Here is a 24,840-nt window from a genome sequence, read left to right as displayed (position 1 = left end):
TTCACCTTATTTCTTCATTAATTCTAAGGATTGAGGTAAAAGCCACTGTAAAACGACCTCAAAACCAATGTGAAAATGAGGCTCTGTTAAAGCCAGTATTGACTCTTCCTCTACTAAACTAAAGCAATGCTCCCCAATAATCACATCCCAAGCATCCATTTCTCCCTCTACGATTTCCCCACATACAGTATAATACCCACTATACATAATCTGTTGACCGTCTACAGGAAAAGCATTCAATAATGTTGGTTGCTGTAAGTTTAACCCAAGGCTCTTTGAAAAATGCAGTAGTTCTTCATCTAACTTTTCATTTGCCAGGATAAAATTTTGATAGGCTAATGGATCTCCCGCTTGCAGATGTGTCATATAAAGCGCATTTGTTTTCTCCTTATCAATCGTTAGTTTCCAATCTTCTATACGTACCTCTACCATCCTAGTGCCCCCTAATTTGTAAATGTTACTGTCACAATCGTCCCTTTTCCTACCTCTGATGTAATAGCCAGCTCATGCCCTAGCTTTTCACAGATTTCTTTGGCTAAATAAAGGCCCATTCCAGTTGATTCACCTGTTTTCCGCCCATTTTCGCCAGTAAAAAAGGCTTTCGTAACACGAGAAAGATCGGAAGTTGGAATCCCAATACCCTCATCACAAATCGCAAGTTGTACATAGTCATCCTTTTCAATGGCAGAAATAACAATTTTTTTATTGGCTTCAAACGTGTATTTCACTGCATTGGTGATAAATTGTCCAAGAATGAAACGAAGCCATTTTGAATCACTGGCAACAATGAGATCGTCCTCAATATGAATTTCCGGGAAAACTCTTTTCGTAATAAATAAACGTTTATTTTCATTAACAGTTGCAGTTACAATACCTTTTAGCGCAACTCGCTCTACTTGCATATCATCCTCAAAATTTTCTAGGCGAGCATTAACAAGTACCATGTCCAATCCTCTACGCAAGCGATCGATTTCCTCCTGAACGTTCTTTTTATCAAGAGGTCGGTCATCCTGTAATAATAATTCAATCACTGAAATAGGTGTTTTCATTTGATGGACCCACTGGTTCATAAATTGATCATGCCTTTTTTGACTTGCATATAAAGCATGCAACTCATGTTGATAAAGTCGATACAATTCATGCATATACTTCTCGGTTTGCATAGCTTCTGGCGTTTTTGCGTTTTTTTGTAGCACATCCTCCATTGCTGTTGGAAGCTGAGTTATCTTCAATAAGTAGCGTTGCCGCATTAAATAGCGGACAAGTAAAAAGGATGCTAATAGTACAAGGCTAATACAAAAGGAATAAACAGCCGTATCAATATTTCGAAAACCGTCTAGTGCATAGATAACCATGATGAAACCAACTAATAAGAGCTGGAACACAATAAATGATGCATAATCACGTAAAAAAAGCTTCCAGCCCACTATAGCTCACCTGCACTTAATATGAATCGATAACCTGCACCACGTACCGTTTCGATTGTTGACGATATATGATAATCCGCTAACTTTTTTCGAACTCTGGTCATATTCACATTCAAAGTGTTTTCATCGACAAATGCTTGATCGTCCCAAAGCTCCTCTAACAATTGCTCACGTGAAACTACTTTCGGTGCATTGCCCATCAAAAGCTCTAAGATAATACATTCTTTTTTCTGCAGTGGAATTTCTAAATCATTTTTATGTAGCTCCATTCTTTCTAAATGAAGTACAAGCTGTCCTTGCTTGATTGTCCGTTCTTCTTGCCTTGCTGCATATTCACCATATGTACGGCGTAGATGACTACGGATTTTAGCCAACACAATTTCGTAGTTAAAAGGCTTTGTAATAAAATCGTCGCCCCCATTTTCAAGTGCAAAGATTTGGTCCATTTCTCCAGAGCGTGCAGAAATGAAAATTATTGGACATGTTGTATGCTGACGTAGCTGGCGACACCAATAATAGCCATCGTAAGCGGGTAAATTTATATCAAGCAGCACCATATGTGGATTAAATGCTGTAAATTCTTCTATAAGATGATCAAATTCTTGAATTGTTGCAACTTCGTATTGATATTTTCTAAGCGTTTCCGCTAGTAATGATGCAATCTTGACATCATCTTCAACTATGAATATTCGATGCTTTTCCATATCAACACTCCTTTCTTTCTATATTGTATCAAAAAAAGGTTCGACGACATAATTGTCAGCGAACCTTTAGGCTAAAACATTACATGAAACCGTATTTTCCTTAATAAATTAATTGTAAAAAGTCCTCAGTTGAAATTCCACCAAAATATGTAGGGATATCAATATCTGCTAATGCCTTAGCAATAGCCGCTCTGTCATAGTTTGTCCCAACTAAGCGCCGTTCTATATCAGCCATATCACCGACACCAAAGAAATCTCCAAAAATATGCACTTCTTCCATCACACCATGATTTACTTCTAGGCGAATATCAATGCCTCCTGTTGGGAATCGATGTGTTTTTTGAATATTAAAGCGTGGTGATTTCCCAAAATTCCACTCCCATGTTTGATAGCGTTCCTCTGATAGCTTGTGGATATTCGCCCAATCATCTTCAGTTAGCTCATAATAACGAATGTTTTCTTCTCCGCCAAAAATGGATTTCAAAATTTCAAGACGGAATTCCTCAACTGTCATTTGCTCCTTTAAAAACTCTGAAATGTTTGCTACTCGTGAGCGAATCGATTTAATACCTTTTGATTCGATTTTATCCTTTTTGACCTTTAAAGCAGAGACAACCGCATCAATTTCTGTATCAAACATCAATGTACCATGGCTGAACATACGTCCTTTTGTAGAGAACTGAGCATTTCCTGAAACTTTACGTCCCTCTGCTAGTATATCATTGCGTCCTGAGAGCTCTGCATTCACACCCATTTTTGCTAGAGCGTCAACGACTGGTTGTGTGAATTTTTTATAGTTCATAAAGCTATCACCATCATCATTGGTAATAAAGCTGAAGTTAAGATTGCCTAAATCATGGTAAACAGCACCACCACCTGAAAGACGGCGCACAACAATAATGCCATTGTCCTCTACATAGTCTGTATTGATTTCTTCAATCGTATTTTGGTTTTTACCGATGATGATAGACGGTTGATTAATGTAGAAAAGGAGCACTGGCTCTTTCTCAACGTCCATTGTTTTTAACAAATACTCCTCAATAGCAAGATTAATGCGTGGATCATGGATCCCTTTATTATCAACGAAAATCATAGTTCACGTTTCCTCCTTCACAAAATATCCATATTTATTTTACCGTAAATTAGGCATTTTGTGTTGACGAAAAGCATCTGTTATAATACACTAGAAAATATCAAAACAGTAATAGTACAGATGAACTTAAAGGAGGAGTCCACAATGTTAGAAAACGTAGTTGAATTTTTCAAGAATTTACCTGCTAAGCAATGTACTGAGTGCGGTGAAAAAATGGAAGAACAAAGCGAATGCTACAGCAACACTTGTGAAAAATGTAACCACCTATAAGCATTTGCCTATTCTGATATAGTCATATACGTGCCCCACACGTAGTAATCATGACACCCTTCATCATATTTTGATGAACCCTTAATTAAATCTCTTACACTTACAAAAAACAACAGCTGATACGCTCATATCAGCTGTTGTTTTTTATTGTTGAAAAAAGACAATCGCTAGCAGAGAAAGACCGTTTGACAAGGAAAGGGGATTTCTGTTCTGCCAGCGTCCAGAGGGAGCAGCTCGCTACTCGCCCACTGAAAAGCAAATAGCCTGGAATGCAAATTCAAACTCTTTTTTCATAAAATTTCTATAGCTCGCTTTGTTTTTATTTATGTCATTTGAGGCTGAAGAATTATTACATAACCCCTATGAACAACAAAGCACTCACCTACATTGGGTGAGTGCTTCATGATTAGTTTTCTTCAGCTACTTTAGAGTAACGTTTATTGTGCAGTAGCATGAAGTAACCAAATGTGATTGCTAAGAATGCTACTAAGAAACCAGCTAGAACACCATAGTTTTGCATTAAGAATGACGTATCACCAGTAGAAATACTTGATTTAAATGCTTGCACTGTATATGTCATCGGTAATAGCTTGTTAAATACTTGTAATGGTGAAGGTATTAATTCTAATGGGAATGTACCTGCACTTGTTGTTAATTGTAAAATTAGTACAACTATTGCCATGAAACGACCAGGGTCACCAAAGATCGAAACAAGCATTTGAATTAAGGCTAAAAATACATAGCTTGTTAATAAGGCTGTTAAAATAAAGTAGCTCATGTTATTCACTTCGAGTCCTAGACCCCATTTGACAATAACTACTGTTAGTAATGTTTGCACTAAACCTACTACTGCTAGTACAGTCACTTTACTTGTAAACCAAGATGCCCCGTTTTTAGGACGAATAGCAGGTTCAACAAGTGGGAACACAATTGAAATTAATAATGCACCTACGAATAAACCTAGAGAAATAAAGTACGGTGCAAAACCTGTACCATAGTTAGGAACATGGTTTACAGACTCTTTTTCAACTTCAACTGGACTACCTACCATATCATACGTGTCTTGATTTGCTTTGACTTCATTTGCTTTTTCACTAGCCTCACCTAATTTACCAGATAAAGTAGCTGTACCATCTGCAAGCTCTGTCGAACCATCTGCAAGTGTTGCAGATCCTTGTGCTAGTTCACCAGATTTTGAAGCAAGTGTTGAAGTACCTTGATTTAATGTTGTTGTACCATTCGCTAATTCATTTAATCCAGATGCTAATGTTTTTGAACCTGTTACAGCTGTATTTACACCTGCATGTAGTTCACCTAATTTTGCAGCTAATGTAGCATTACCTGCTTGTAGACCTTTTGCACCTTCCAATAAAGCATTACTTTTAGCTGTTAATGCATTCGCACCAGCTAGCACTTCTGCTTGACCTGCTGCAATTTGAGTTGCACCAGAGCTTACTTGATTGGCACCAGCTTGTAATTTTTCTGTACCAGCTGATAAAGATGTTAAACCGTTATGCACACTAGCACTACCTGCCTGTAGTTCCGCTAATGTTTGTTTCAACGCTGCTGCTTGTTCTTCAGGCATTGAAGCCATCATCGTTTGTAATTGATTTGATAGGGCTGTAATGCCTGCCTCTACTTTTGCAGATCCCGCTGTTAATTGGGTTGCTGCACCATTCAATGCACCGGCGTTCTCAGCAATAGATGCTGCACCTGTACTAATTTGCTGTTGTTTGTCATTTAAAGTGGTTAAACCAGCACCAACTTTTGCAACACCCTGTGTATATTGTGATAACCCCTGTTCAAGGCTCGTTGCTCCATTTGCAGCTTGCTGTGCACCCTTTTGTAATTGAACTGTACCATCTTGTAGTTTGACTAAACCACTAGATAAGTCATTCGCACCTTTTGCCGCATCTCCCGCACCTTTTGTTAATTTATCAGTACCATTTGATAGTTCAACTGTGCTCGATGCTAGTTGCTCCAGATATCCTTTTAAATCTTTTGCACCATTCGCTACTTTTTGTGCACCCTCATCTAGCTTATTTGAGCCATCTGCTGCTTCTGTAAAGCCATCTCCAAGTGTTGCAATGGAATCAAATAATTTTTCTGCATACGTCGCTGATACTTGAGAATTTACTTCAGCGCGTACACGATCCATTGCTGTCTCACCAATTTGAGCACCAAGGAAGTTCAATCCCTCGTTTGGAATGTAGTTCATTACTAATTTTGATGGTTTGTCATCTAATAGTGTTGTTGCATGTTCAGAGAAATTTGTTGGAATTTCTAAAATCATATAATAATCACGACTATTTAAGCCTTTTTCAGCTTCATCTTTTGAAACTTCTATAAAGTTAAATTGCTCGCTATCTATCAATTTATCGACCAAGGTATCCCCTAAGTCTAATTTAACGCCATCCATCTCAGCACCAGTATCCTCATTAACAACTGCTACTGGAAGATTAGGAAGCCCCGCATAAGGATCCCAAAACGCCCATAAAAACATACCCGCATACATTACTGGAATAAATAATACAGCAATGATTGAAACAAGCATTTTTCTTGTTTTAAAGATCTTTAGCCACTCAGCTTTAATCATATAATATCCTCACTCCTAAACTATTTGACCGAAAACGTCATTTGGTCATTTTCATTCAAAAAAAATAATCAACCTCGACAATATTGCAAAAAGAGCACTTGATTCAATACTTATACAGCTGTATTTTATCGAATCAAGTTAAAATCAAACCTCGAAAGATAGTTTCCTTAAAAAGATTAAGAATCTTTTCTTCAGGGATTACATCACCATGTAACTCATGCCAATCGACAACAAAAGCAAGATATGCCTTCAGCAATAAGTAACTAACTAGCTCCGCATCACACTCTCTAATTTCACCTTTATTAATACGTCGTTGTATTAACTCTGCGACATACGATAAGATTTCAGTCTCGATACGTAGTAGCACCTGTTTAACTGCTGGTGTTCGTAATTCTTTTTCTTCCTCGATTAGCTTTGCAAATAAAAGATGTTTTTCTCGGAACTGTAGCATTTTCATTAAAGCATTATGCGCATTATCCATAAAGCTTGCTGATGCATCCAACACTGCATCTGCTTCCGCTTTCATCTCTCGTACAAGTGACATTGCGATCTCTTGAAATAAAATTTCTTTATTTGCAAAGAATGTATAAATCGTACCTTTACCCACATTGGCAATTTTCGCCACTTGCTCCATTGTTGTTGCCTTGTAGCCAAACAATGTAAAAGATTTTGCAGCTGCTTCAAGAATTTCCTGCCTACGATCCATTAGTAACATCCTTTCTAGTTAGGTTATGTACATCTCTCGTACACTTTCATAAAAATGACCAGAAAACCATTTCGGTCATCTGGTCATTATCATATTCCTATTTCAAAAAAATTGCAAGCCTTTAATGATGATTTTTTTCATCTTTTTTCTCTTCCTCATGATCCATATCATCTGAAGTGTCATTATTATGATCCATCATGTTATTATCCATGCTGTTATTGGCTTTTTCATCCTCTGGGACAACCTTTGTCATATCAGGGCTGCCAGCAATAATTTGTTGCTTTGGCATATTATGAACACCGTTAGCTGTTGTATGTGCATACATATAATACACACCATCATGATCAAAAGTAGTCGTTGCTTTATATACACCGTCTTGCTCTAATTTCCCATCAATCATTTGACCTTCATCACGTTTTCCTGATTCCCAAACTTCAAATTCTACTACAGCATCATCGACATTTTTTCCACCTTGTTCAACATGTGCTGCCAGCTCAATCGTTTCATTGAGTGCTACTTCTTTTGGTGTTAAAATTTCAACTTCTGGGATCTGTGGTACTTCTGGTTCTGGCAATGCCTCTTTTTTTTCTCCACATCCTACTAATAATGTAGGGACTGCTATTAGCGCAAATAACCACTTTTTCATCTTTTAATCCTCCATTAATGGCAACCGTATCTTCACGGTTGTGCCTTTTTCAACAACACTTTCAATTTCCAACGTTCCCTGTAACTGTTTTAATAACTGTTCAACAATCGATAAACCTAGTCCGCTACCACCGTCCGCACGACTTCGAGCTTTGTTAACACGATAAAATCGTTCAGTGACATGAGTTAAATCCTCGGCAGGAATACCAATTCCATAATCCCTAATGGTAATTTGTGCACTACCAGCCTTTTCAGCAGCAACAATTTCCACCTTAGAATTTTCATGAGAGTAATTAATCGCATTTTCAATAATGTTAATAAAAATTTGTTTTAATTTTACCTCATCCGCTTCAATAATTAGAGCATCATCTACATCTAAATATAAAGTTATGTTCTTTTTATTTGCTTGATGCGTTAAGATTTTTTGAACCTCTCGTAATGTTTCACCTAACGGAATTGGATATAAATCGATTTCAGTTTGTTCATTTTCTGTTCTTGCCAGTTGAAGTAATTCGTTTGTTAAGCGTTCCATGCGATTGGCCTCACGGACGATTAGCTGGATGGTTTCTTCTTTTTGACCTTCTGTGATGATGCCATTTTGCATGGCTTCGCTATAGCCCTTTACATAGCTAATGGGTGTTCGTAATTCATGCGAGACTGTTGCTAAGAATGTTTTTTGTGCTTCATCCTCTTGCTGAATTGCCTCTGCCATCTTATTAAAGGTACTAGATAATTTACCGATTTCATCTCGTGAATTGACAGGTACACGAGTGTCATAATTCCCATAGGACATCTGCTCTACTGCAAGCTGTAAATCGTTTAATGGTCGCATAATATGTCGAATACCTTTATAAATTAAATAGCTAACAACTACTAAAAATATGAAGGCACTAATAAATAATAAAATAACGCCACTATTTGCCAATTCACTAATTTTGGCAAGTGGGAAATAAATATAAATAATACCTTCTAATCGGTTTTGATCAACAAGTGGTACAACCACCGAAATAAGTTGTCGATCAAAACGAGGCTCGTACCCAATTTTTTGCACATATTTTCCTGCTAATAATTTTTGTCTTTCCTCAGGACCAATCAATGTCTCATAATCGATATCAAATGGAACACAGGCACTTAATTCACGAGGATTCCTTACCGCAAATATATTCAAATTGGAATAATCATTAAATTCTTCAATATCTGCAATAAATTCATCCGTTACCTTACCATTGTCATACATTGTTTGTAGCTTCAAACCAACTTCGACCATTGTATCTTCTGTATCTTGTACATATAAACGTTGATATAAAAAATTTGTGAGAACATACATAAAGACGACGGTAATAATTAAAAAAGCAAAAATTAACAACCAAATGCGCGTGGCAATTTTTTTCATTCGCCAGGATCAAAGCGGTAGCCCACACCCCAAACGGTTTGAATATGCGAAGCCGCATCCTTTCCAAGCTTTATTCGTAAAGTTTTAATATGTGTATCTACCGTGCGTGTCCCACCTACATAATCAATATCCCAAATACGTTCTAATAATTGCTCTCTCGAATAGGCATTTCCTGGATTTTTCATAAATAAGTGTAAGAGTTCAAATTCCTTTAAAGTAAGTGGAATGCTCTTTCCATCAACAGATACTTTTCGTGCTATTTCATCTATTTTAATAGAGCCAAAAATTACGTACTTTTGCTGCAGTTCTGTAATATTTGCACCACTCCGTCTTAATACAGCATAAATTCTGGCTACGAGTTCATCATGTGTAAAAGGCTTAACAATGTAATCATCTCCGCCAAGTGTAAGACCTTTCACTTTATCCTCATTCGCATCACGTGCAGTTAAAAAAATAATCGGCACATTGGACATAGCCCGAATACTTTGACAAACAACAAAACCATCCTCATGTGGCATCATTACATCAAGTAATACTAAATCTATATTTTCACGCACTATTACGTCGTAAGCCTCAGTTCCACTAGCGGCAGTAAATGTCTCTATATCAGAGTTATTGAGCATCATTTCAATTAAATTACGCATATCCTGCTCATCATCAACTATTAATACAGTTGTCATCATTGTTCCTCCCTTACTAACAGCTGAAAAGCACCTTTCCCTACATCAACTGTTTTTTCCTTCTGGCCATCTTTTATAAAGTACAATGTGTGATCATCATAGCCAGCGACAACAATATAATCTTTAAATTGATCCACTACAAAGGGATTTGCCCCAACCTCTTGCTGCCATTTAATATGGCCATCAAAGTCAGCCACATATAACTCGTTGTGACCATGACTTACCACAAGAACGGCATCTTTGGTCTTTTTTAATCCTACTGGCATCAAAGGCATGTCAATCTCGCCATGCAGTTGACCTGTAGTCAAATCATATTTTTTAACAGAACTATTTGGCTTACTTCCTTCCCCATGACCGCCTACCCATAGCTCATGTGTTTCTTCTAGAACAGCTATTCCATGAGCAGATTTTTGAATTGGCCACTCTTGCTCAATCGTTAAATCCTTTATATTTAACACAGATAACTTTGTATCTTTAAAATTAATTACATATAGTTTATCCCTATACGATGTCATTGACATTGGATAATTGCCAAGTTGTTGTGAAGCTAGCTGATTGCCTTCTTGATCAAAGCTTGTCACTGTATTGGTTTTACTATTCGTGATAAAAAATTGCTTGATGTTGTCATCGTAGTATACATTGGTCGTACCAATCTCTACTTTTTTTGAATAGAGCTTTTCTCCGGTGGATATTGTATAGACATCGATGTTATTTAATTGGTGTCCATATAATAAAACTTGGTCATCTCCTAATAGTATGGCCCCTGAATAAGCCTTATCAAATAACCATGTCGCAAGCATATTCCCATCCTCATCAATAAAATCTAATGATGGCTCTTGTATGTTTAATGAAGCTATAAAACTTCGTTCCCTTTCAATGGGTTCATATGACTTTTCAGCGCAACCCGCTAACCATATAATTTGTAGTAACGAAAAAATGAAGAATGCCCATTTTTTCAACTTTATCACCTCTGCCCCTTTACTATACTTCACAATTGTGAAATTCGGGTGAAACTTGGAAGGTAAATTTATGACAAACCATGAAAATACATTTCACATATCTAACTCGCAATTCTTCTAACAGTTCAATCATCCAACCAATAATTCCGTCCTTACATATATTACAAAGATAATGGTAAGGAGGAATAGAGTATGATATCCATTAGCTTATGTATGATTGTAAAAAATGAAGAAGATGTTATTGGTCGATGTCTTGAGTCTGTCAAAGATATAGTAGATGAAATTAATATTGTTGATACGGGATCAACAGATAGTACAAAGCAAGTAGTTGCACAATATACAGACCGAATTTTTGATTTTACATGGATACATCACTTTGCAGCAGCACGAAACTTTTCCTTTCAACAAGCAACAAAAGAATATATCCTCTGGCTTGATGCTGACGATGTTTTTTTAGAGGAAGACCGCCAAAAATTAAAGGCACTCAAAGCATCTCTTACTTCCGACATTGATGCTGTTTCTATGAATTATCATTTAAGTTTCGATCATGAGGGAAACGCAGATGCATTAATAAGAAGATATCGCCTTGTCAGAAGGGAAAAGCAGTTTCAATGGATTGGTGCAGTTCATGAATATTTAGAAGTGAGTGGTATGTTGTTTGATAGTGATGTTGCTGTTAGCCATTTACCGTTAACCCATGATCACTCCCGCAATATTACGATTTATAGACAACTGATTGAAACGGGAGAAACACTATCACCACGTGATACATTTTATTTTGCTAATGAATTAGTAGATCATGGCCTGTTTGAGGAAGCTATTTATTATTATGAATTATTTTTAACGTCCAAATTAGGATGGATTGAAGATAACATTCGTGCCTGCTTAAAATTAGCAGATTGCTATTCTCATTTAAACGATAAAGAAAACAATTTCAGTGCTATTATACGAAGCTTTGAATATGATATCCCCCGCCCAGAAGCCTGCTGTCGCCTAGGTTATCACTTTATGGAACAATCCAGAAATTACGAAGCTATATTTTGGTATGAGCAAGCTCTGGTTATTAAACAGAAGCCAAATGCCCCCTTTCAAAACAAAAGCTTTTCTACATGGCTACCCCACTTGCAGCTCTGTGTTCTTTACGATCGCTTACAACAATATGAACTAGCCAATGCCCATAATGAATTAGCAGGCTCGTTTATGCCGAATGACCCCAAAATTCTACACAATAAAGAATATTTCAAGCGTATTTTAACAATCAAACAAAATGACTCTTAAATAAATATCAATCACCATCGAAAAAGTTTCACTCATATTCACAGGATAAACATCCAATTATCTTAAATACAGTTGCAACGAATCTATAAATAACTCTCTATTTACAAGGAATTAATAGTTATGTGTCTACCTCTCCTCTCCTTCCTCAGAATACGATATTTGAGAGAGGAGGTGAGATTATGCATTTTGGAAATTTTATAGATAGAGTCTGCAGTAAGTGTCATTCATTTCCCTGTTGTTGTAAAACTGGTCCTATTCCAAGTTGTCCAATTTGGCCAGTAAAACCTACTGGACCGACTGGGGGAATAACTGGACCTACTGGTAGTACCGGTATGACTGGCGCTACTGGCGTGACTGGTTCTACGGGTGTAACCGGGGCTACTGGCGCAATCGGACCTACTGGCACTACTGGGGTAACTGGGGCTACCGGCGCTACTGGCACTACTGGGGTTACTGGGGCTATCGGTGCTACTGGCGTGACTGGCGCTACTGGCGCTACTGGCGCTACTGGCGTGACTGGCGTTACTGGAGTGACCGGGGCTACTGGCGTTGCTGGTGTAACTGGGGCTACTGGCACTACTGGCGTTACTGGCGTTACTGGGGCTACCGGCTTTACTGGGGCAATCGGACCTACTGGAGTAACTGGGGTTACTGGGGCTACCGGCGCTACTGGGGCTACCGGCTTTACTGGAGTAACCGGCGCTACTGGCACTACTGGCGTTACTGGCGCTACCGGCGCAATCGGACCTACTGGAGTAACTGGGGTTACTGGGGTTACTGGGGTTACTGGGACTACCGGTGCTACTGGCGTTACTGGCGCAATCGGACCTACTGGTACTACTGGGGTTACTGGGGTTACTGGGGCTATCGGCGTTACTGGTTCTACGGGTGAGACTGGGCCTACCGGGGCTACTGGCGTTGCTGGTTCTACGGGGGCTACCGGCGTTGCTGGTTCTACGGGGGCTACCGGCGCTACTGGCGTTACTGGTTCTACGGGTGAGACTGGGCCTACTGGCGTTACTGGCGCAATCGGACCTACTGGCTCTACTGGCCTTACTGGGGCTACCGGCGCTACTGGCGCTACCGGGGTTACTGGGGTTACCGGCGCTACTGGCGTTACTGGAGTAACCGGCGCTACTGGCACTACTGGCGTTACTGGAGTAAACGGCGCTACTGGCACTACTGGGGTTACTGGGGCTACCGGCTTTACTGGAGTAACCGGCTTTACTGGAGTAACCGGCGCTACTGGCACTACTGGCGTTACTGGGGCTACCGGCTTTACTGGTGCAATCGGACCTACTGGCGCTACTGGCGTTACTGGAGTAACCGGCGCTACTGGCACTACTGGCGTTACTGGAGTAACCGGCGCTACTGGCACTACTGGGGTTACTGGGGCTACCGGCGCTACTGGGGCTACCGGCTTTACTGGAGTAACCGGCGCTACTGGAGTAACCGGCGCTACTGGCACTACTGGCGTTACTGGGGCTACCGGCTTTACTGGTGCAATCGGACCTACTGGCGCTACTGGAGTAACTGGGGCTATCGGCGTTACTGGTTCTACGGGTGAGACTGGGCCTACCGGCGCTACTGGCGTGACTGGAGTGACCGGGGCTACTGGCGTTGCTGGTTCTACGGGGGCTACCGGCGCTACTGGCGTTACTGGTTCTACGGGTGAGACTGGGCCTACTGGCGTTACTGGCGCAATCGGACCTACTGGCGCTACTGGCCTTACTGGGGCTACCGGCGCTACTGGCGCAATCGGACCTACTGGCGCTACTGGCGTGACTGGAGTGACCGGGGCTACTGGCGTTGCTGGTTCTACGGGCGCTACCGGCGCTACTGGCGTTACTGGCGCAATTGGACCTACTGGCCTTACTGGGGCTACTGGCGCTACCGGCGCAATCGGACCTACTGGCTCTACTGGCGTAACTGGCGCTACTGGCGCAATCGGACCTACTGGCGCTACTGGCGTTACTGGCGCTACCGGGGTTGCTGGTTCTACGGGCGTTACTGGCGCTACTGGCTCTACTGGCGTTACTGGGGTTACTGGGGTTACTGGGGCTACCGGCGCTACTGGCGTTACTGGGGCAATCGGACCTACTGGCGCTACCGGCGTTACTGGCGCTACCGGTGTTGATGGTTCTACGGGCGCTACTGGCGCTACCGGCGTTACTGGCGCTACCGGTGTTGATGGTTCTACGGGCGCTACTGGCGCTACCGGCGTTACTGGGGCAATCGGACCTACTGGCGTTACTGGCACTACTGGCGTTACTGGGGCTACCGGCGCTACTGGCGTAACCGGCGCTACTGGCGTTACTGGGGCAATCGGACCTACTGGCGCTACCGGTGTTGATGGTTCTACGGGCGCTACTGGCGCTACCGGCGTTACTGGGGCAATCGGACCTACTGGCGTTACTGGGGCTACTGGCGTTACTGGGGCTACCGGTGCTACTGGCGTTACTGGTGCAATCGGACCTACTGGCATTACTGGCGTTACTGGAGTAACCGGCGCTACTGGAGTAACCGGCGCTATTGGCACTACTGGGGTTACTGGGGCTACCGGTGTTGCTGGTTCTACGGGCGCTACTGGCGTTACTGGGGCTACTGGCGCAATCGGACCTACTGGCACTACTGGCGTTACTGGGGCTACCGGCGCTACTGGGGCTACCGGTGTTGCTGGTTCTACGGGCGCTACTGGCACTACTGGCACTACTGGGGTTACTGGCGTTACTGGGGCTACCGGCGTTACTGGCGTAACCGGCGCTACTGGCGTAACCGGCGCTACTGGCGTTACTGGGGTTACTGGCGTTACTGGGGTTACTGGGGCTACCGGCGTTACTGGAGTAACCGGCGCTACTGGCGTAACCGGCGCTACTGGCGTTACTGGCGTTACTGGCGTTACTGGGGTTACTGGGGTTACTGGGGTTACTGGCGTTACTGGGGTTACTGGCGTTACTGGCGTTACTGGCGCTACCGGCGTTACTGGCGCTACTGGAGTAACTGGCGCTACTGGCGCTACTGGGGCAATCGGACCTACTGGCACTACTGGCGTTACTGGCGCTACCGGTGTTGCTGGTTCTACGGGCGCTACTGGCGTTACTGGCGCTACCGGCGTGACTGGCACTACTGGGGTAACTGGGGTTACTGGGGTTACTGGGGCTACTGGGGCTACTGGCGCTACTGGCGTTACTGGGGCTACCGGTGCTACTGGCGTTACTGGTGCAATCGGACCTACTGGAGTAACTGGGGTTACTGGAGTAACCGGCGCTACTGGAGTAACCGGCGCTACTGGAGTAACCGGCGCTATTGGCACTACTGGGGTTACTGGTGCAATCGGACCTACTGGCGCTACTGGAGTAACTGGGGCTACCGGTGTTGCTGGTTCTACGGGCGTTACTGGCGCTACTGGCACTACCGGGGTTACTGGGGTTACCGGCGTTACTGGCGTGACTGGTGCAATCGGACCTACCGGCGCTACTGGAGTAACTGGGGCTACTGGCGCTACTGGGGCAATCGGACCTACTGGTATAACTGGCACTACGGGTGCTACTGGGCCTGCGTTTACTGAAGGATTCTCTGCCTTTAAAAACACGTTGGCGGTTAGTGGATCTACTTCAATCACTAACTGGAGTGTTGCTTCACCATACTTTACAACACCTGCTTTCAATCCAACAACTGGTATATTCACTGTACCAACTACAGGTAGGTATTCCTTTGAAGCAACCATTAACTACTCCACTACTGCGGCTATTAGCGTTACTTTAGGAGCGGGAATAAACCCTTCATTTGCAATTAGACAAAATGCTACTACAAATTTAATTAGTGGCTTGTTCCCTGTACTAAACGTCAATGTGGCACTTGTATTAACTTTACGCGCAGTTCTTGGAAATGGCACAATCACTTTAGCAGGAGAAGTGAATTTAAATGCTGGAGATACGATCGATTTGTTCTATGAAGCCAATGGATTGACTGTTTCTCTTACACTCGGCGGCGCTAACTCTGGTGGTATTGTTTGGTCATGTCATCGAATTTCTTAGAGTTAGTACTTTAATAAGCAATACAGTTCTTAGTAAAATAGCAAACCAAATAATAGTGGTTTGCTATTTCTTTTTCATGTAACAATAAAAAATAGTACAAACATTGATAATAAATGTTTGTACTATCTGATTTGCATTACTTGAACATTTCCATTAATACTTCATTCGCAACCTTTTTACCTTGCTGTACACATTCTGGAATCGATATTCCTTCAAACGAGCTTCCTGCAAGCTTTACAGTTGGAAAATGTTCTTGTAATTCTTGCTTGATACGAAGGACTTTCGCCTCGTGCCCAACTGTATATTGTGGCATCGCATTTTTCCAACGTGTTACAACAGTTGTGATCGGTGCGCCATCGATACCAATCGTTTTCTGTAAATCCTGTAGCACGGTTTTTTCGATCTCTGTATCCGATAACGCCACAATTGCTTCGTCGCCCACTCGACCAATATAACTACGTAATAATACATAATCCTCTGGTGAAGTACCTGGCCACTTTCGATTCATCCAAGTGCAAGAAGTAATTGAAAAATCACTATTTCGAGAGACATAAAAAGAAAGTGCATCTAAATCACCGAGTTGTTCCTTTTTAAAGGCCATTGTAACGGTTGCAATAGTTGCAGCCTTCATAGTGCCCAATTCATGTAATAGACTTAACTTACTAAACATTTTTTCAGCCATATTAAAAGGGGTAGCAATAATAACAGCATCTGCTTTAATATGCGAAAAATTATTGAGCATCACCTGAACTGAACCATCCTTGCCATGCTCTATTTCCTCTACTTTGACACCCTTCATCACTGTCCCTGGAAGTAGGGATCCTTCAATACTTTCGATGAGTGTTTCAAGGCCATTGCTAAAGGTTTGAAAGATACCTTTATTTTCAGCTATGTGATGATTGCTTAAGAAATTCGTGCCTGACTTCTTCATACCAATCAGCAAACTACGATATTGTTGTTCTAAACTATAAAGCTGTGGGAAGGTTGAACTCATACTTAACTGCTCAATATCCCCTGCAAATGTACCCGCTAGTAGGGGCTCTACTAGATTTTCCACAATCTCTGCACCAAATCTTCTTCTAAAAAAAGCGCCTAATGGTTGATCGTCATCCTGTGTAGAACGAGGAATGAAAAAGTCCCCCGCCGCACGAACTTTACCACTAAGTGAGAACAAGCCTGAAGTTATGAATGAAGAGATATGTGGTGTCTCTCCAGATAGGAGATGACTAGGTATTGGATATAACTGACTACCAACAGCAACATAGTTTGGGCCCGCATTACTTGTTAATAGTTTCTGTTCGATCCCGAGATCCTTCGCTAAAGCATTGACATAGTTTTCACGATCAAAAAAAGATTCTGGCCCACGCTCAATAATGAATCCATCTTTTCTTAGAGTTTGAATTTTTCCGCCAAGACGTAATGACGACTCGACAAGTACGATATCTAATGGCAATTCTTTTGCGCTTGCTTCTTTTTGCATATAGAATGCAGCTGTAAGGCCTGTAATGCCACCGCCTATGACAACTACCTTTCGTCTTTTCTGAGTCACCAACATCATCACTTTCTTTTCGCTTAGCTTAATTTTTTATGAATCGCCTCTACCATAGCATCAATAAATAAAGGATGTGTATTTGGCATCGCTGGACGATAGTATTTTGCACCAAGTTCATCACAAACAACTTTACATTCATAATCGTTGTCATACAACACTTCTAAATGCTCAGTTACGAAACCTACTGGTGTATAGACAAATGAACGGAAGCCTTTTTCTTCGAATAGCTCACGTGTTAAGTCTTGAACATCTGGACCAATCCAAGGCTCTGGGGTTTGGCCTGCTGATTGCCAGCCAACCTCTACATTTTTTAAACCAGTCGCAGCTTGAATAAGACGAGCTGTTTCAATTAGTTGATCTTCATATGGATCACCTAAGTTTTTAATTTTTTCAGGCAATGAATGTGCAGATACAATTAGACAAGCTGTCTCACGTTCTTCTTCTGTCATTGCATTGAATGTCTCATTCACTTGTTGTTTCCAGTACTCTATAAATTTTGGCTCGTCATACCAAGATTCCACAGAAGTTATCTTTAAGCGACCTCCTGCAGCCTCTTCAGCACGACCATTATAAGACTTAATTGAGAAAGTAGAAAAATGAGGAGCTAAAACAATAGAAACCGCTTCTTTTATGCCCTCCGCCACCATTTGCTCTACTGCATCTTCTATAAATGGCTGAATATGTTTTAAACCAATAAACAATTTATATTCGACAGCATCCTGTACTTCGTTCAAACGTGTACATAATGCTTCAGCTTGTGCTTGTGTTGCCGCAGCTAATGGGGATAAACCACCGATTGCTTCATAGCGGCTACGTAAATCTTCTAAATGCTCTGCAGAAGGTTTACGTCCATGACGAATATGCGTATAGTAAGGTTCAATATCTTCTTCTTTATAAGGTGTGCCGTATGCCATTACTAATAAGCCTTTAACTTCTTTCATTACCCTTTTCACCTCTAAAATTGTTTTATGTTTTCATACATTATGTGATAAAAAGAAGCTGCCCAATCTGGCTTGTTGGACAGCCCCTTTTCTACATTGAAATTAAAATTTCCTATATAGAAAAGGTCATATTATTTACGCCTGATTGTCTTCCATTAAGAACGAGCTTGAATTTGTTGAGCACTATATTCATGAATAAGCTTTGTAAGACGTTTTAAGACATCTGGGTCAACCTCTGGGAAAACACCATGACCAAGATTAAAGATATGACCTGGCATTTCTAGACCTTGATCAATAATATCTTTCGTTCGTTTTTCAATAACTGACCAATCTGCAAGTAATAGAGATGGATCTAAGTTTCCTTGTACAGGCTTGGTAATACCATTGGCACGTGCGTCTTTAATCGGTAAACGCCAATCTAAGCCCACCACATCAATTGGTAAATCATTCCATTCTTTTACTAAATGGCTAGCACCCACTCCAAATTGAATTAATGGTACATTTTCTTTTTGCAACTCTGCAAAAATACGAGTCATAATCGGTTTAATAAATACTCGGTAATCCTCTACATTTAGGGCTCCAACCCATGAGTCGAATACTTGGATAGCTTTTGCACCAGCTTTAATTTGAGCCGTTACATCTGCAATAATCATGTCAGCAAGTTTATCCATTAAAGCAAACCAAGCTTGAGGTTCTGATACCATAAATGATTTTGTTTTATTATAGTTTCTTGAAGGTCCACCTTCAATCATGTAGCTTGCAAGTGTGAATGGGGCTCCAGCAAAACCGATTAGAGGTACATTTAATTGCTCTTCTGCAAGTAACTTGATTGTCTCTAATACAAATGGTGTATGCTCTTTAGCATTGAATTCACCTAATTTTTCTACATCCGCTACTGAACGAATAGGATTTGAAATAACAGGACCAACACCTGCCTTGATTTTCACATCTATCCCAATTCCAGGGAGAGGTGTGACAATATCTTTATATAAAATAGCAGCATCTACATTGTAATTTTCTACAGGTAGACGAGTGACATACGCACATAGCTCAGGTTGATGTGTAATTTCCTCTAAGGAATACTTTTCTTTAATGGCACGGTATTCTGGCTGAGAACGTCCTGCCTGACGCATATACCAAACTGGTGTATGAGCGATCCTTTCTCCACGTGCAGCACGTAGAAGTGTATCATTAAAAGTTGTCATGAATAGTTCCTTCCCCTCAATAAATTATTACTATAAAAAATCGCATGTTTATTCCTTTATTATTGATATCCGTTTCCAATAGTAAACGCTTCCTCTGTTATTGTATAGTTTTCCTAGTGAAATGTCATAAAATTGTTCTTTCTCGGCATATTCTTTTTGAACGGAGCGTTAGACTTACGCCAGAAAGGGTATAATCACGCTATATTAGTAAGATTCATAAGGAGGATAAATTCATGCATATTTATTTAACTTCTGGTACTGGCGATTTTTTGGAACAGGTAAAAAATAAGTATCCTAATGAACATATGATTTTAATTCATGGCGAAGGTAACTCTGTACTGATACATGAAACAGAAGGAAAAACATTATTTGCGACACCCCGTAAATTTGAAGTGCTAGATTCAGTAAATGATTTAGAGGAACATGGTTTCTTTGTTTTCAATAATATTCCTGTAACAGATGAAGGAAGACCAGTTTTCGAGCATCGCTTTTTAGAACGTTCACGCGCTATTGAAAACGAGCCTGGTTTTGTTGCCTTCCGTTTATTAAGGCCTATCAAGAGTGATACTTACATTGTCATGACTCAGTGGCATGGACCCCATTCATTTGAGGCATGGAAGAGTTCTAAAGCCTATGAAACTGCACATGCTAGAAGAGATGATTCAACTGGGATACGCCAGCAAAACATCTTCTCAGCAGCTTCTTATGTAACAACCTATAGTGCTCTACCGAAAGAAGATTAACAATAAGTTTAAATAATTAAAAGCTCATTTATCCAACAATATCATTGGTAAATGAGCTTTTTAGTATTTTATTCTACTTTGAAACCTTCGACGTTAATTCACTAATCACCATAACAATGATGAAGGCAATATAAAACATTGGTTGTGTCATAGCACATAAGCCCACAACAATAGCTTGTGTAATCATGGCTAAACGCACAATTTGCTTCACGGCTAGTTGACGAGCATGATCTGGTAACGGATAGAGCATGTCCATTCGAAATTCGCCACTGGCTAACAGAGCTTGTTTTAACTGAATAGTTGTCGCAAAGCTGAGTGCACCCGCTACAATCCATGTAACGACAGGAATATCTACAAATGCCGCTATGATTGCTGATATAGCAGTAAGGCGTACCCATAAATAGAAATGGTCATCTGTCCGAATAAAGGTACGAAATACCAGGTACTTTTGAGCATTTCCCTGACCGTATGGTACAAATTTATAGATCCAGTCCATCCAGCTTCGACGCCGAATGCTACCGTGTAAATGAGGTACGTCTGTAAAATAATTTGCAAAACGATAGAAGCTCATCATACGATTCTGTTCAAGCTTGACAAAATGCTCATACGGCACTGGTTCGCCAACTGATTTTTTATTAAAGACCATCATATAAACAACACTAATAACTGTCGCGATTACTGCTAATAACAACTGCGCATGGAGCCCCATATAAACAGCAGCCGCAAAAATGACAGCTCGGATAAGCCTATCTACCCAAACCATCTGCCCTCGTTCACTATAACGATAGCTGAATTCTCCTCGAACACTTAGATATTTCAACACAATAGTAAGTAAAAATATTGTCCATATTTCGATCGTTGTTAATTCAGTCACGGCCTTTAATAATGGGATACTAACAATATAGACAATCGCTACAATCCACACTTGAGACCAAAACGTCCAAGCCAACGCCTTGCTGAAGTACAAAGACATTTTTGATTCTAAAGGTAATAAGTATACTTGATCTGGCTCTCTCAACAATGTAGTCGGACGGCTAAAGGCCAATAAAATCCCTATGATAACAGCTATTAGGACTTCTGCTGGAAAATCTGTTTGAACAACTTTCAGCCATTCGCTATATTGATAGCCCCCTGCTCCTATTAAAAATACAAGTACGATGGCTATATGCCCTGTAAAAATAAATTGCATATATTTTTGTACTTCTCCTATATAATGCATGAAGCGAGAGGACCATACATCACGCAAGTTCTTCATGGTCCCGCTCCTTTGTCATAGCAATATAGAGGTCATCTAATGTCGCATTCGGCATAGCAAATGATTGACGTAAATCAGCCATTGTTCCTTGTGCTCGAACTCTTCCTTCATGCAATAAGATAATGCGATCACAATGCTTTTCAGCTGTCGATAGAATATGTGTAGACATTAATATAGAAGCGCCTTCTCTTTTCTTTTCATCCATTTGGTCTAATAACGATTGAATACCTAGTGGATCCAATCCCACAAAAGGTTCATCAATAATATATAGACTTGGATTCACTAAAAAGGCACACATAATCATAACTTTTTGACGCATTCCCTTCGAAAAATGTGAAGGGAACCAATTTAATCTTTTCTCCATTCGAAACTCTTTTAACAGTACCTCAGAACGAGCATCGAGTGTTGCTTTGTCAATACCGTAAGCCATTGCTGTTAATTCTAAATGCTCTCTTAATGTTAGCTCATCGTACAATACAGGGGTTTCAGGAATATAAGAAAAAGCTGTACGATACTTGTCCGTATCTTCCTTTAATGTTACACCATTTAGACGAATGTCACCTTCCTTTGGCAACATTGTTCCTATAATATGTTTAATCGTTGTACTTTTACCAGCTCCATTTAAGCCAATTAAGCCAACTAGTTCACCTTTTCCAATCGTAAAAGATAGATCTTTAATAACAGGTTTTCTTGTATAACCACCTGTCACATGCTGTACCTCTAATACTGACATATTCTCACTCCTCTTCTTGTATTATATTTTATCAAAAATTAGCAAATGATACAGGTTTGAGTATGATAGAATGTACTTACATATACGTTAAGGGGGAAATTCTTATGAGCGATTGCCTATTTTGCAAAATTATTGATGGTTCCATTCCAAGTACAAAAATTTACGAAGACGATCATGTCTATGCATTCACAGACATTTCACCTGTTGCAAAGGGCCATACACTATTAATTCCAAAATATCACTGCCAAGATCTATTTGAAATGCCAGAGGAAGTGGCGCGTAATTTATATGCTGTAGCGCCAAAAATTGCAAATGCTATTAAAGCAGCATTTCAGCCTATTGGTTTGAATACCATTAATAACAATGGAGCTGCTGCTGGACAAACTGTTTTCCACTACCACTTACATTTTATTCCGCGTTACGATGAAAAAGAAGGGCTAGGCTTAATTTGGCAAACACAAACGTACTCTCCAGAGCAGTTGGCAGAAGTAGCAGAAAGTATTAAAGCCAATCTATAAGCCATTTGTAATATATTAACATCTGAATGTTCAGAATACTGTATTGCAAATTTTTAAAATTTAGCGTACAATCACAAATAAGTTTCGCTAGCGGTCAAGAGGACACGTTAGGAGACAAATAGATTAGCTTAGTCGAGGAGAGATTCAAATGAATACAAAGAATTTAGTATTAATGGCACTATTAGTAGGTGTCGGTGCTGCACTTTATGTGGTTACACCAGGAATGGTGAATGGGATGAAGCCTGATTTTATGTTAACCATGATGTTTATTGGTATTCTATTATTCCCAACAGTGAAAGAAACGTTCCTACTTTCTCTTTCAACAGGGGTGCTTTCAGGTTTATTTACAACATTCCCAGCAGGTCTAGTCCCAAATATTATTGATAAAGCTGTTACTGGTTTTGTATTTTTAGCTGCTTTAATCATTCTCAAAAAACTGGCAGGTCATTTCGCCGTATCTGCTGTCTTAGTTGGCTTGGGAACAATTCTTTCAGGAACTGTCTTCTTAGCAGTAGCGCTTTTTGTGTTTAATGCAAATGTTGGCGCGACGTTTGCGATGCTATTTATTGGCGTTGTCCTTCCAGCTGTCGTATTTAACGTTGTTGCGTTTGCCGTTATTTATCCAATTGTTTCAAAATTAGTGAAGCGCTCTAAATTCAATACAGCTCTTTCTCAAATTTCATAAATAAACACTTTAAATAATTAAAAGAAACTAAACTGTGACGGTCAAATCACTCGTTTAGTTTCTTTTTTCTTTTTGTATTGGTGCATTTCATGGTTTAATAGTAAATAAACATGACTAGAAATGAGGTATCTAATATGAAAGCAAAACCATTTTTACTTGGACTAGCTACAGGAATTATCGGTGGGACAATCGCTGTGCTTTTCTCAACGCCACAATCTGGACAACAGCTACGTGCTTCTGTTAAACAAAATGTTGACCAAACAAAGGGTATGCTCCTTGATGTAAAACAACAAGTAGGAACTGTTAAACAATCTGTTAATACATTAACAAATGAAGTAAAAAATAATATCCCACAAATAATAAATGATTTAAAGCAAACAATTACGACTTTTACTGAAGAAATCGAACCAACGAAAAATAATTTACAACAAGAATTAGATGCTTTACAGAATTCGATAAGCGAAATCGAGAAAAACATTGCACAAATTACAGAAAATAAGAAAAAACCTCAAGAAAAAATTAGCGACTAAAGTCCTTGTAAATGGTTGGGTAATCTATTTTTTTATTAAAAAATATTGCTATAATATCATTTTTTAGCCACTTTCCAATTTTTTAATTTTTCTAACTTTAAACTTTTTTCCTTTACTGCTATAATATTTTTAAAAATGTGAAAGAAAGCAGTAGGTGATGGCTTTGTCAGAGGAATTATATACACAAAAAGAAGCGATGCTTTATAGTCAAAGAATCGCACAGTTATCAAAAGCGCTGTGGAAAGCAGTTGAAAAGGATTGGCAACAATGGATTAAACCTTATGATTTAAATATTAATGAACACCATATTTTATGGATTTCATACCATTTAAAAGGCGCTTCCATTTCTGATGTTGCGAAATTTGGTGTGATGCATGTTTCTACAGCATTTAATTTCTCCAAAAAATTAGAAGAACGTGGCTTTCTTAAGTTTTCCAAACGTGATGACGATAAACGTAATACGTATGTTGAACTTACAGAAGCTGGTACAGAGCTCATTATAGAGATGAATAAAAACTACCATAATACGTATCATTCCGTCCTGGAAGGATCATTAGCATTAAAAGATTTATATGGCCGTTTTCCTGATTTTTTAGATGTAATGGCTGTTATTCGTAATATCTATGGTGAAGATTTCATCGATATTTTCGAACGCTCTTTCCAACATTTCCGTGATTCCTTTGACACACTAGAAGAACGCACACCTGTAAAAGGATAAGACGAAGCTTCAAACTGCACATAATTGTTCCTGCACTTATTTATAAGTTGAACAAAAATGTTATACTACTGTTCATTCAGGAATGAGTCATGTGAAAGGAGGTATTTCAGAAATATTTCTGAAGTACCTCCTTTTTCTTGCATTCTAACATAATTCAATTTACATTAAATAG

The 24,840-nt window shown here is 40.0% G+C and carries 23 protein-coding genes; 8 read left to right on the top strand and 15 right to left on the bottom strand.

The annotated features are described in order from the left end of the window. Positions 1 to 6: 6 nt before the first annotated feature. From JIN86_RS19425 to lplA, 4 genes are all read right to left on the bottom strand, one after another. Complete coding sequence (locus JIN86_RS19425) at positions 7 to 432, bottom strand: hypothetical protein (protein WP_048390821.1); 426 nt, start codon at positions 430 to 432, stop codon at positions 7 to 9. A gap of 11 nt (positions 433 to 443) precedes the next feature. After that, a complete protein-coding gene (locus JIN86_RS19420; RefSeq protein ID WP_202342651.1) occupies positions 444 to 1,427 on the bottom strand; it encodes a sensor histidine kinase in 984 nt (327 codons plus the stop codon). Next, the gene (locus JIN86_RS19415) at positions 1,427 to 2,131 is read right to left on the bottom strand and encodes a response regulator transcription factor (protein WP_004230457.1); all 705 of its coding nucleotides are present in this window, start codon (positions 2,129 to 2,131) and stop codon (positions 1,427 to 1,429) included. The genes JIN86_RS19420 and JIN86_RS19415 overlap by 1 nt, the downstream gene beginning before the upstream one ends. A gap of 100 nt (positions 2,132 to 2,231) precedes the next feature. Then, positions 2,232 to 3,224, bottom strand: coding sequence for a lipoate--protein ligase (gene lplA, locus JIN86_RS19410; protein ID WP_004230456.1), 993 nt, complete (start codon positions 3,222 to 3,224; stop codon positions 2,232 to 2,234). Between the two features lie 144 nt (positions 3,225 to 3,368). On the opposite strand from lplA, the gene yhfH reads away from it, so the two are divergent. Next, a complete protein-coding gene (gene yhfH / locus JIN86_RS19405) occupies positions 3,369 to 3,494 on the top strand; it encodes a protein YhfH (protein ID WP_004230455.1) in 126 nt (41 codons plus the stop codon). A 406-nt stretch (positions 3,495 to 3,900) separates the two neighbouring features. Here yhfH and JIN86_RS19400 read toward each other — a convergent pair whose 3' ends face one another. The 6 genes from JIN86_RS19400 to JIN86_RS19375 form a co-directional block, all read right to left on the bottom strand. Further along, complete coding sequence (locus JIN86_RS19400; protein WP_004230454.1) at positions 3,901 to 6,090, bottom strand: YhgE/Pip domain-containing protein; 2,190 nt, start codon at positions 6,088 to 6,090, stop codon at positions 3,901 to 3,903. Between the two features lie 133 nt (positions 6,091 to 6,223). Next, on the bottom strand, positions 6,224 to 6,796 hold the full coding sequence (locus JIN86_RS19395) for a TetR/AcrR family transcriptional regulator (protein ID WP_009373269.1): 573 nt from the start codon (positions 6,794 to 6,796) through the stop codon (positions 6,224 to 6,226). A gap of 121 nt (positions 6,797 to 6,917) precedes the next feature. After that, complete coding sequence (locus tag JIN86_RS19390) at positions 6,918 to 7,442, bottom strand: FixH family protein (RefSeq protein WP_004230451.1); 525 nt, start codon at positions 7,440 to 7,442, stop codon at positions 6,918 to 6,920. 3 nt (positions 7,443 to 7,445) lie between these two features. Continuing rightward, positions 7,446 to 8,834 (bottom strand): sensor histidine kinase, encoded by a 1,389-nt coding sequence (locus JIN86_RS19385; protein ID WP_202342650.1) that lies wholly within the window; start codon positions 8,832 to 8,834, stop codon positions 7,446 to 7,448. After that, positions 8,831 to 9,514: a response regulator transcription factor gene (locus JIN86_RS19380; RefSeq protein ID WP_004230448.1), complete on the bottom strand. Its 684-nt coding sequence runs from the start codon at positions 9,512 to 9,514 to the stop codon at positions 8,831 to 8,833. Before JIN86_RS19380 ends, JIN86_RS19385 begins: the two co-directional genes overlap by 4 nt. Continuing rightward, positions 9,514 to 10,482, bottom strand: a complete 969-nt coding sequence (locus JIN86_RS19375; protein WP_225340462.1) for a YncE family protein — start codon at positions 10,480 to 10,482, stop codon at positions 9,514 to 9,516. Before JIN86_RS19375 ends, JIN86_RS19380 begins: the two co-directional genes overlap by 1 nt. Positions 10,483 to 10,665: 183 nt before the next feature. On the opposite strand from JIN86_RS19375, the gene JIN86_RS19370 reads away from it, so the two are divergent. Then, positions 10,666 to 11,751: a glycosyltransferase family 2 protein gene (locus JIN86_RS19370; protein ID WP_202342649.1), complete on the top strand. Its 1,086-nt coding sequence runs from the start codon at positions 10,666 to 10,668 to the stop codon at positions 11,749 to 11,751. Positions 11,752 to 11,930: 179 nt separating this feature from the next. Further along, positions 11,931 to 15,788: a beta strand repeat-containing protein gene (locus JIN86_RS19365; RefSeq protein ID WP_202342648.1), complete on the top strand. Its 3,858-nt coding sequence runs from the start codon at positions 11,931 to 11,933 to the stop codon at positions 15,786 to 15,788. A gap of 136 nt (positions 15,789 to 15,924) precedes the next feature. Here the strand turns inward: JIN86_RS19365 and hemY are convergent, their stop codons facing one another. The 3 genes from hemY to hemE form a co-directional block, all read right to left on the bottom strand. Continuing rightward, the gene (hemY, locus tag JIN86_RS19360) at positions 15,925 to 17,346 is read right to left on the bottom strand and encodes a protoporphyrinogen oxidase (RefSeq protein WP_009373464.1); all 1,422 of its coding nucleotides are present in this window, start codon (positions 17,344 to 17,346) and stop codon (positions 15,925 to 15,927) included. A gap of 14 nt (positions 17,347 to 17,360) precedes the next feature. Further along, positions 17,361 to 18,281, bottom strand: a complete 921-nt coding sequence (hemH, locus tag JIN86_RS19355) for a ferrochelatase (RefSeq protein WP_004230749.1) — start codon at positions 18,279 to 18,281, stop codon at positions 17,361 to 17,363. Positions 18,282 to 18,436: 155 nt separating this feature from the next. Next, positions 18,437 to 19,486, bottom strand: coding sequence for a uroporphyrinogen decarboxylase (gene hemE, locus JIN86_RS19350; RefSeq protein ID WP_202342647.1), 1,050 nt, complete (start codon positions 19,484 to 19,486; stop codon positions 18,437 to 18,439). A 233-nt stretch (positions 19,487 to 19,719) separates the two neighbouring features. Between hemE and JIN86_RS19345 the strand changes: the two genes are divergently transcribed. Then, positions 19,720 to 20,229: an antibiotic biosynthesis monooxygenase family protein gene (locus tag JIN86_RS19345; RefSeq protein WP_202342646.1), complete on the top strand. Its 510-nt coding sequence runs from the start codon at positions 19,720 to 19,722 to the stop codon at positions 20,227 to 20,229. A gap of 73 nt (positions 20,230 to 20,302) precedes the next feature. Here the strand turns inward: JIN86_RS19345 and JIN86_RS19340 are convergent, their stop codons facing one another. Together JIN86_RS19340 and JIN86_RS19335 are read right to left on the bottom strand one after the other, a co-directional pair. After that, a complete protein-coding gene (locus tag JIN86_RS19340; protein ID WP_202342645.1) occupies positions 20,303 to 21,484 on the bottom strand; it encodes an ABC transporter permease in 1,182 nt (393 codons plus the stop codon). Then, on the bottom strand, positions 21,468 to 22,217 hold the full coding sequence (locus JIN86_RS19335) for an ABC transporter ATP-binding protein (protein ID WP_004230754.1): 750 nt from the start codon (positions 22,215 to 22,217) through the stop codon (positions 21,468 to 21,470). Before JIN86_RS19335 ends, JIN86_RS19340 begins: the two co-directional genes overlap by 17 nt. Positions 22,218 to 22,321: 104 nt before the next feature. Between JIN86_RS19335 and JIN86_RS19330 the strand changes: the two genes are divergently transcribed. The 4 genes from JIN86_RS19330 (at position 22,322) to JIN86_RS19315 (ending at position 24,668) form a co-directional block, all read left to right on the top strand. Next, positions 22,322 to 22,735, top strand: a complete 414-nt coding sequence (locus JIN86_RS19330) for an HIT family protein (RefSeq protein ID WP_202342644.1) — start codon at positions 22,322 to 22,324, stop codon at positions 22,733 to 22,735. Positions 22,736 to 22,883: 148 nt separating this feature from the next. Further along, a complete protein-coding gene (locus JIN86_RS19325; RefSeq protein ID WP_009373456.1) occupies positions 22,884 to 23,420 on the top strand; it encodes a tryptophan transporter in 537 nt (178 codons plus the stop codon). A gap of 134 nt (positions 23,421 to 23,554) precedes the next feature. Beyond that, positions 23,555 to 23,950, top strand: a complete 396-nt coding sequence (locus JIN86_RS19320; protein WP_004230758.1) for a YtxH domain-containing protein — start codon at positions 23,555 to 23,557, stop codon at positions 23,948 to 23,950. Positions 23,951 to 24,107: 157 nt separating this feature from the next. Continuing rightward, positions 24,108 to 24,668 (top strand): HTH-type transcriptional regulator Hpr, encoded by a 561-nt coding sequence (locus tag JIN86_RS19315; protein ID WP_004230760.1) that lies wholly within the window; start codon positions 24,108 to 24,110, stop codon positions 24,666 to 24,668. The last annotated feature ends 172 nt before the right edge of the window (positions 24,669 to 24,840 follow it).

The organism is Lysinibacillus sp. HST-98, assembly GCF_016757845.1.
GTDB lineage: Bacteria > Bacillota > Bacilli > Bacillales_A > Planococcaceae > Lysinibacillus > Lysinibacillus capsici.
Note: the sequence above shows the minus strand (reverse complement) of the source record. Positions and strands in the feature narration are given on the sequence as shown.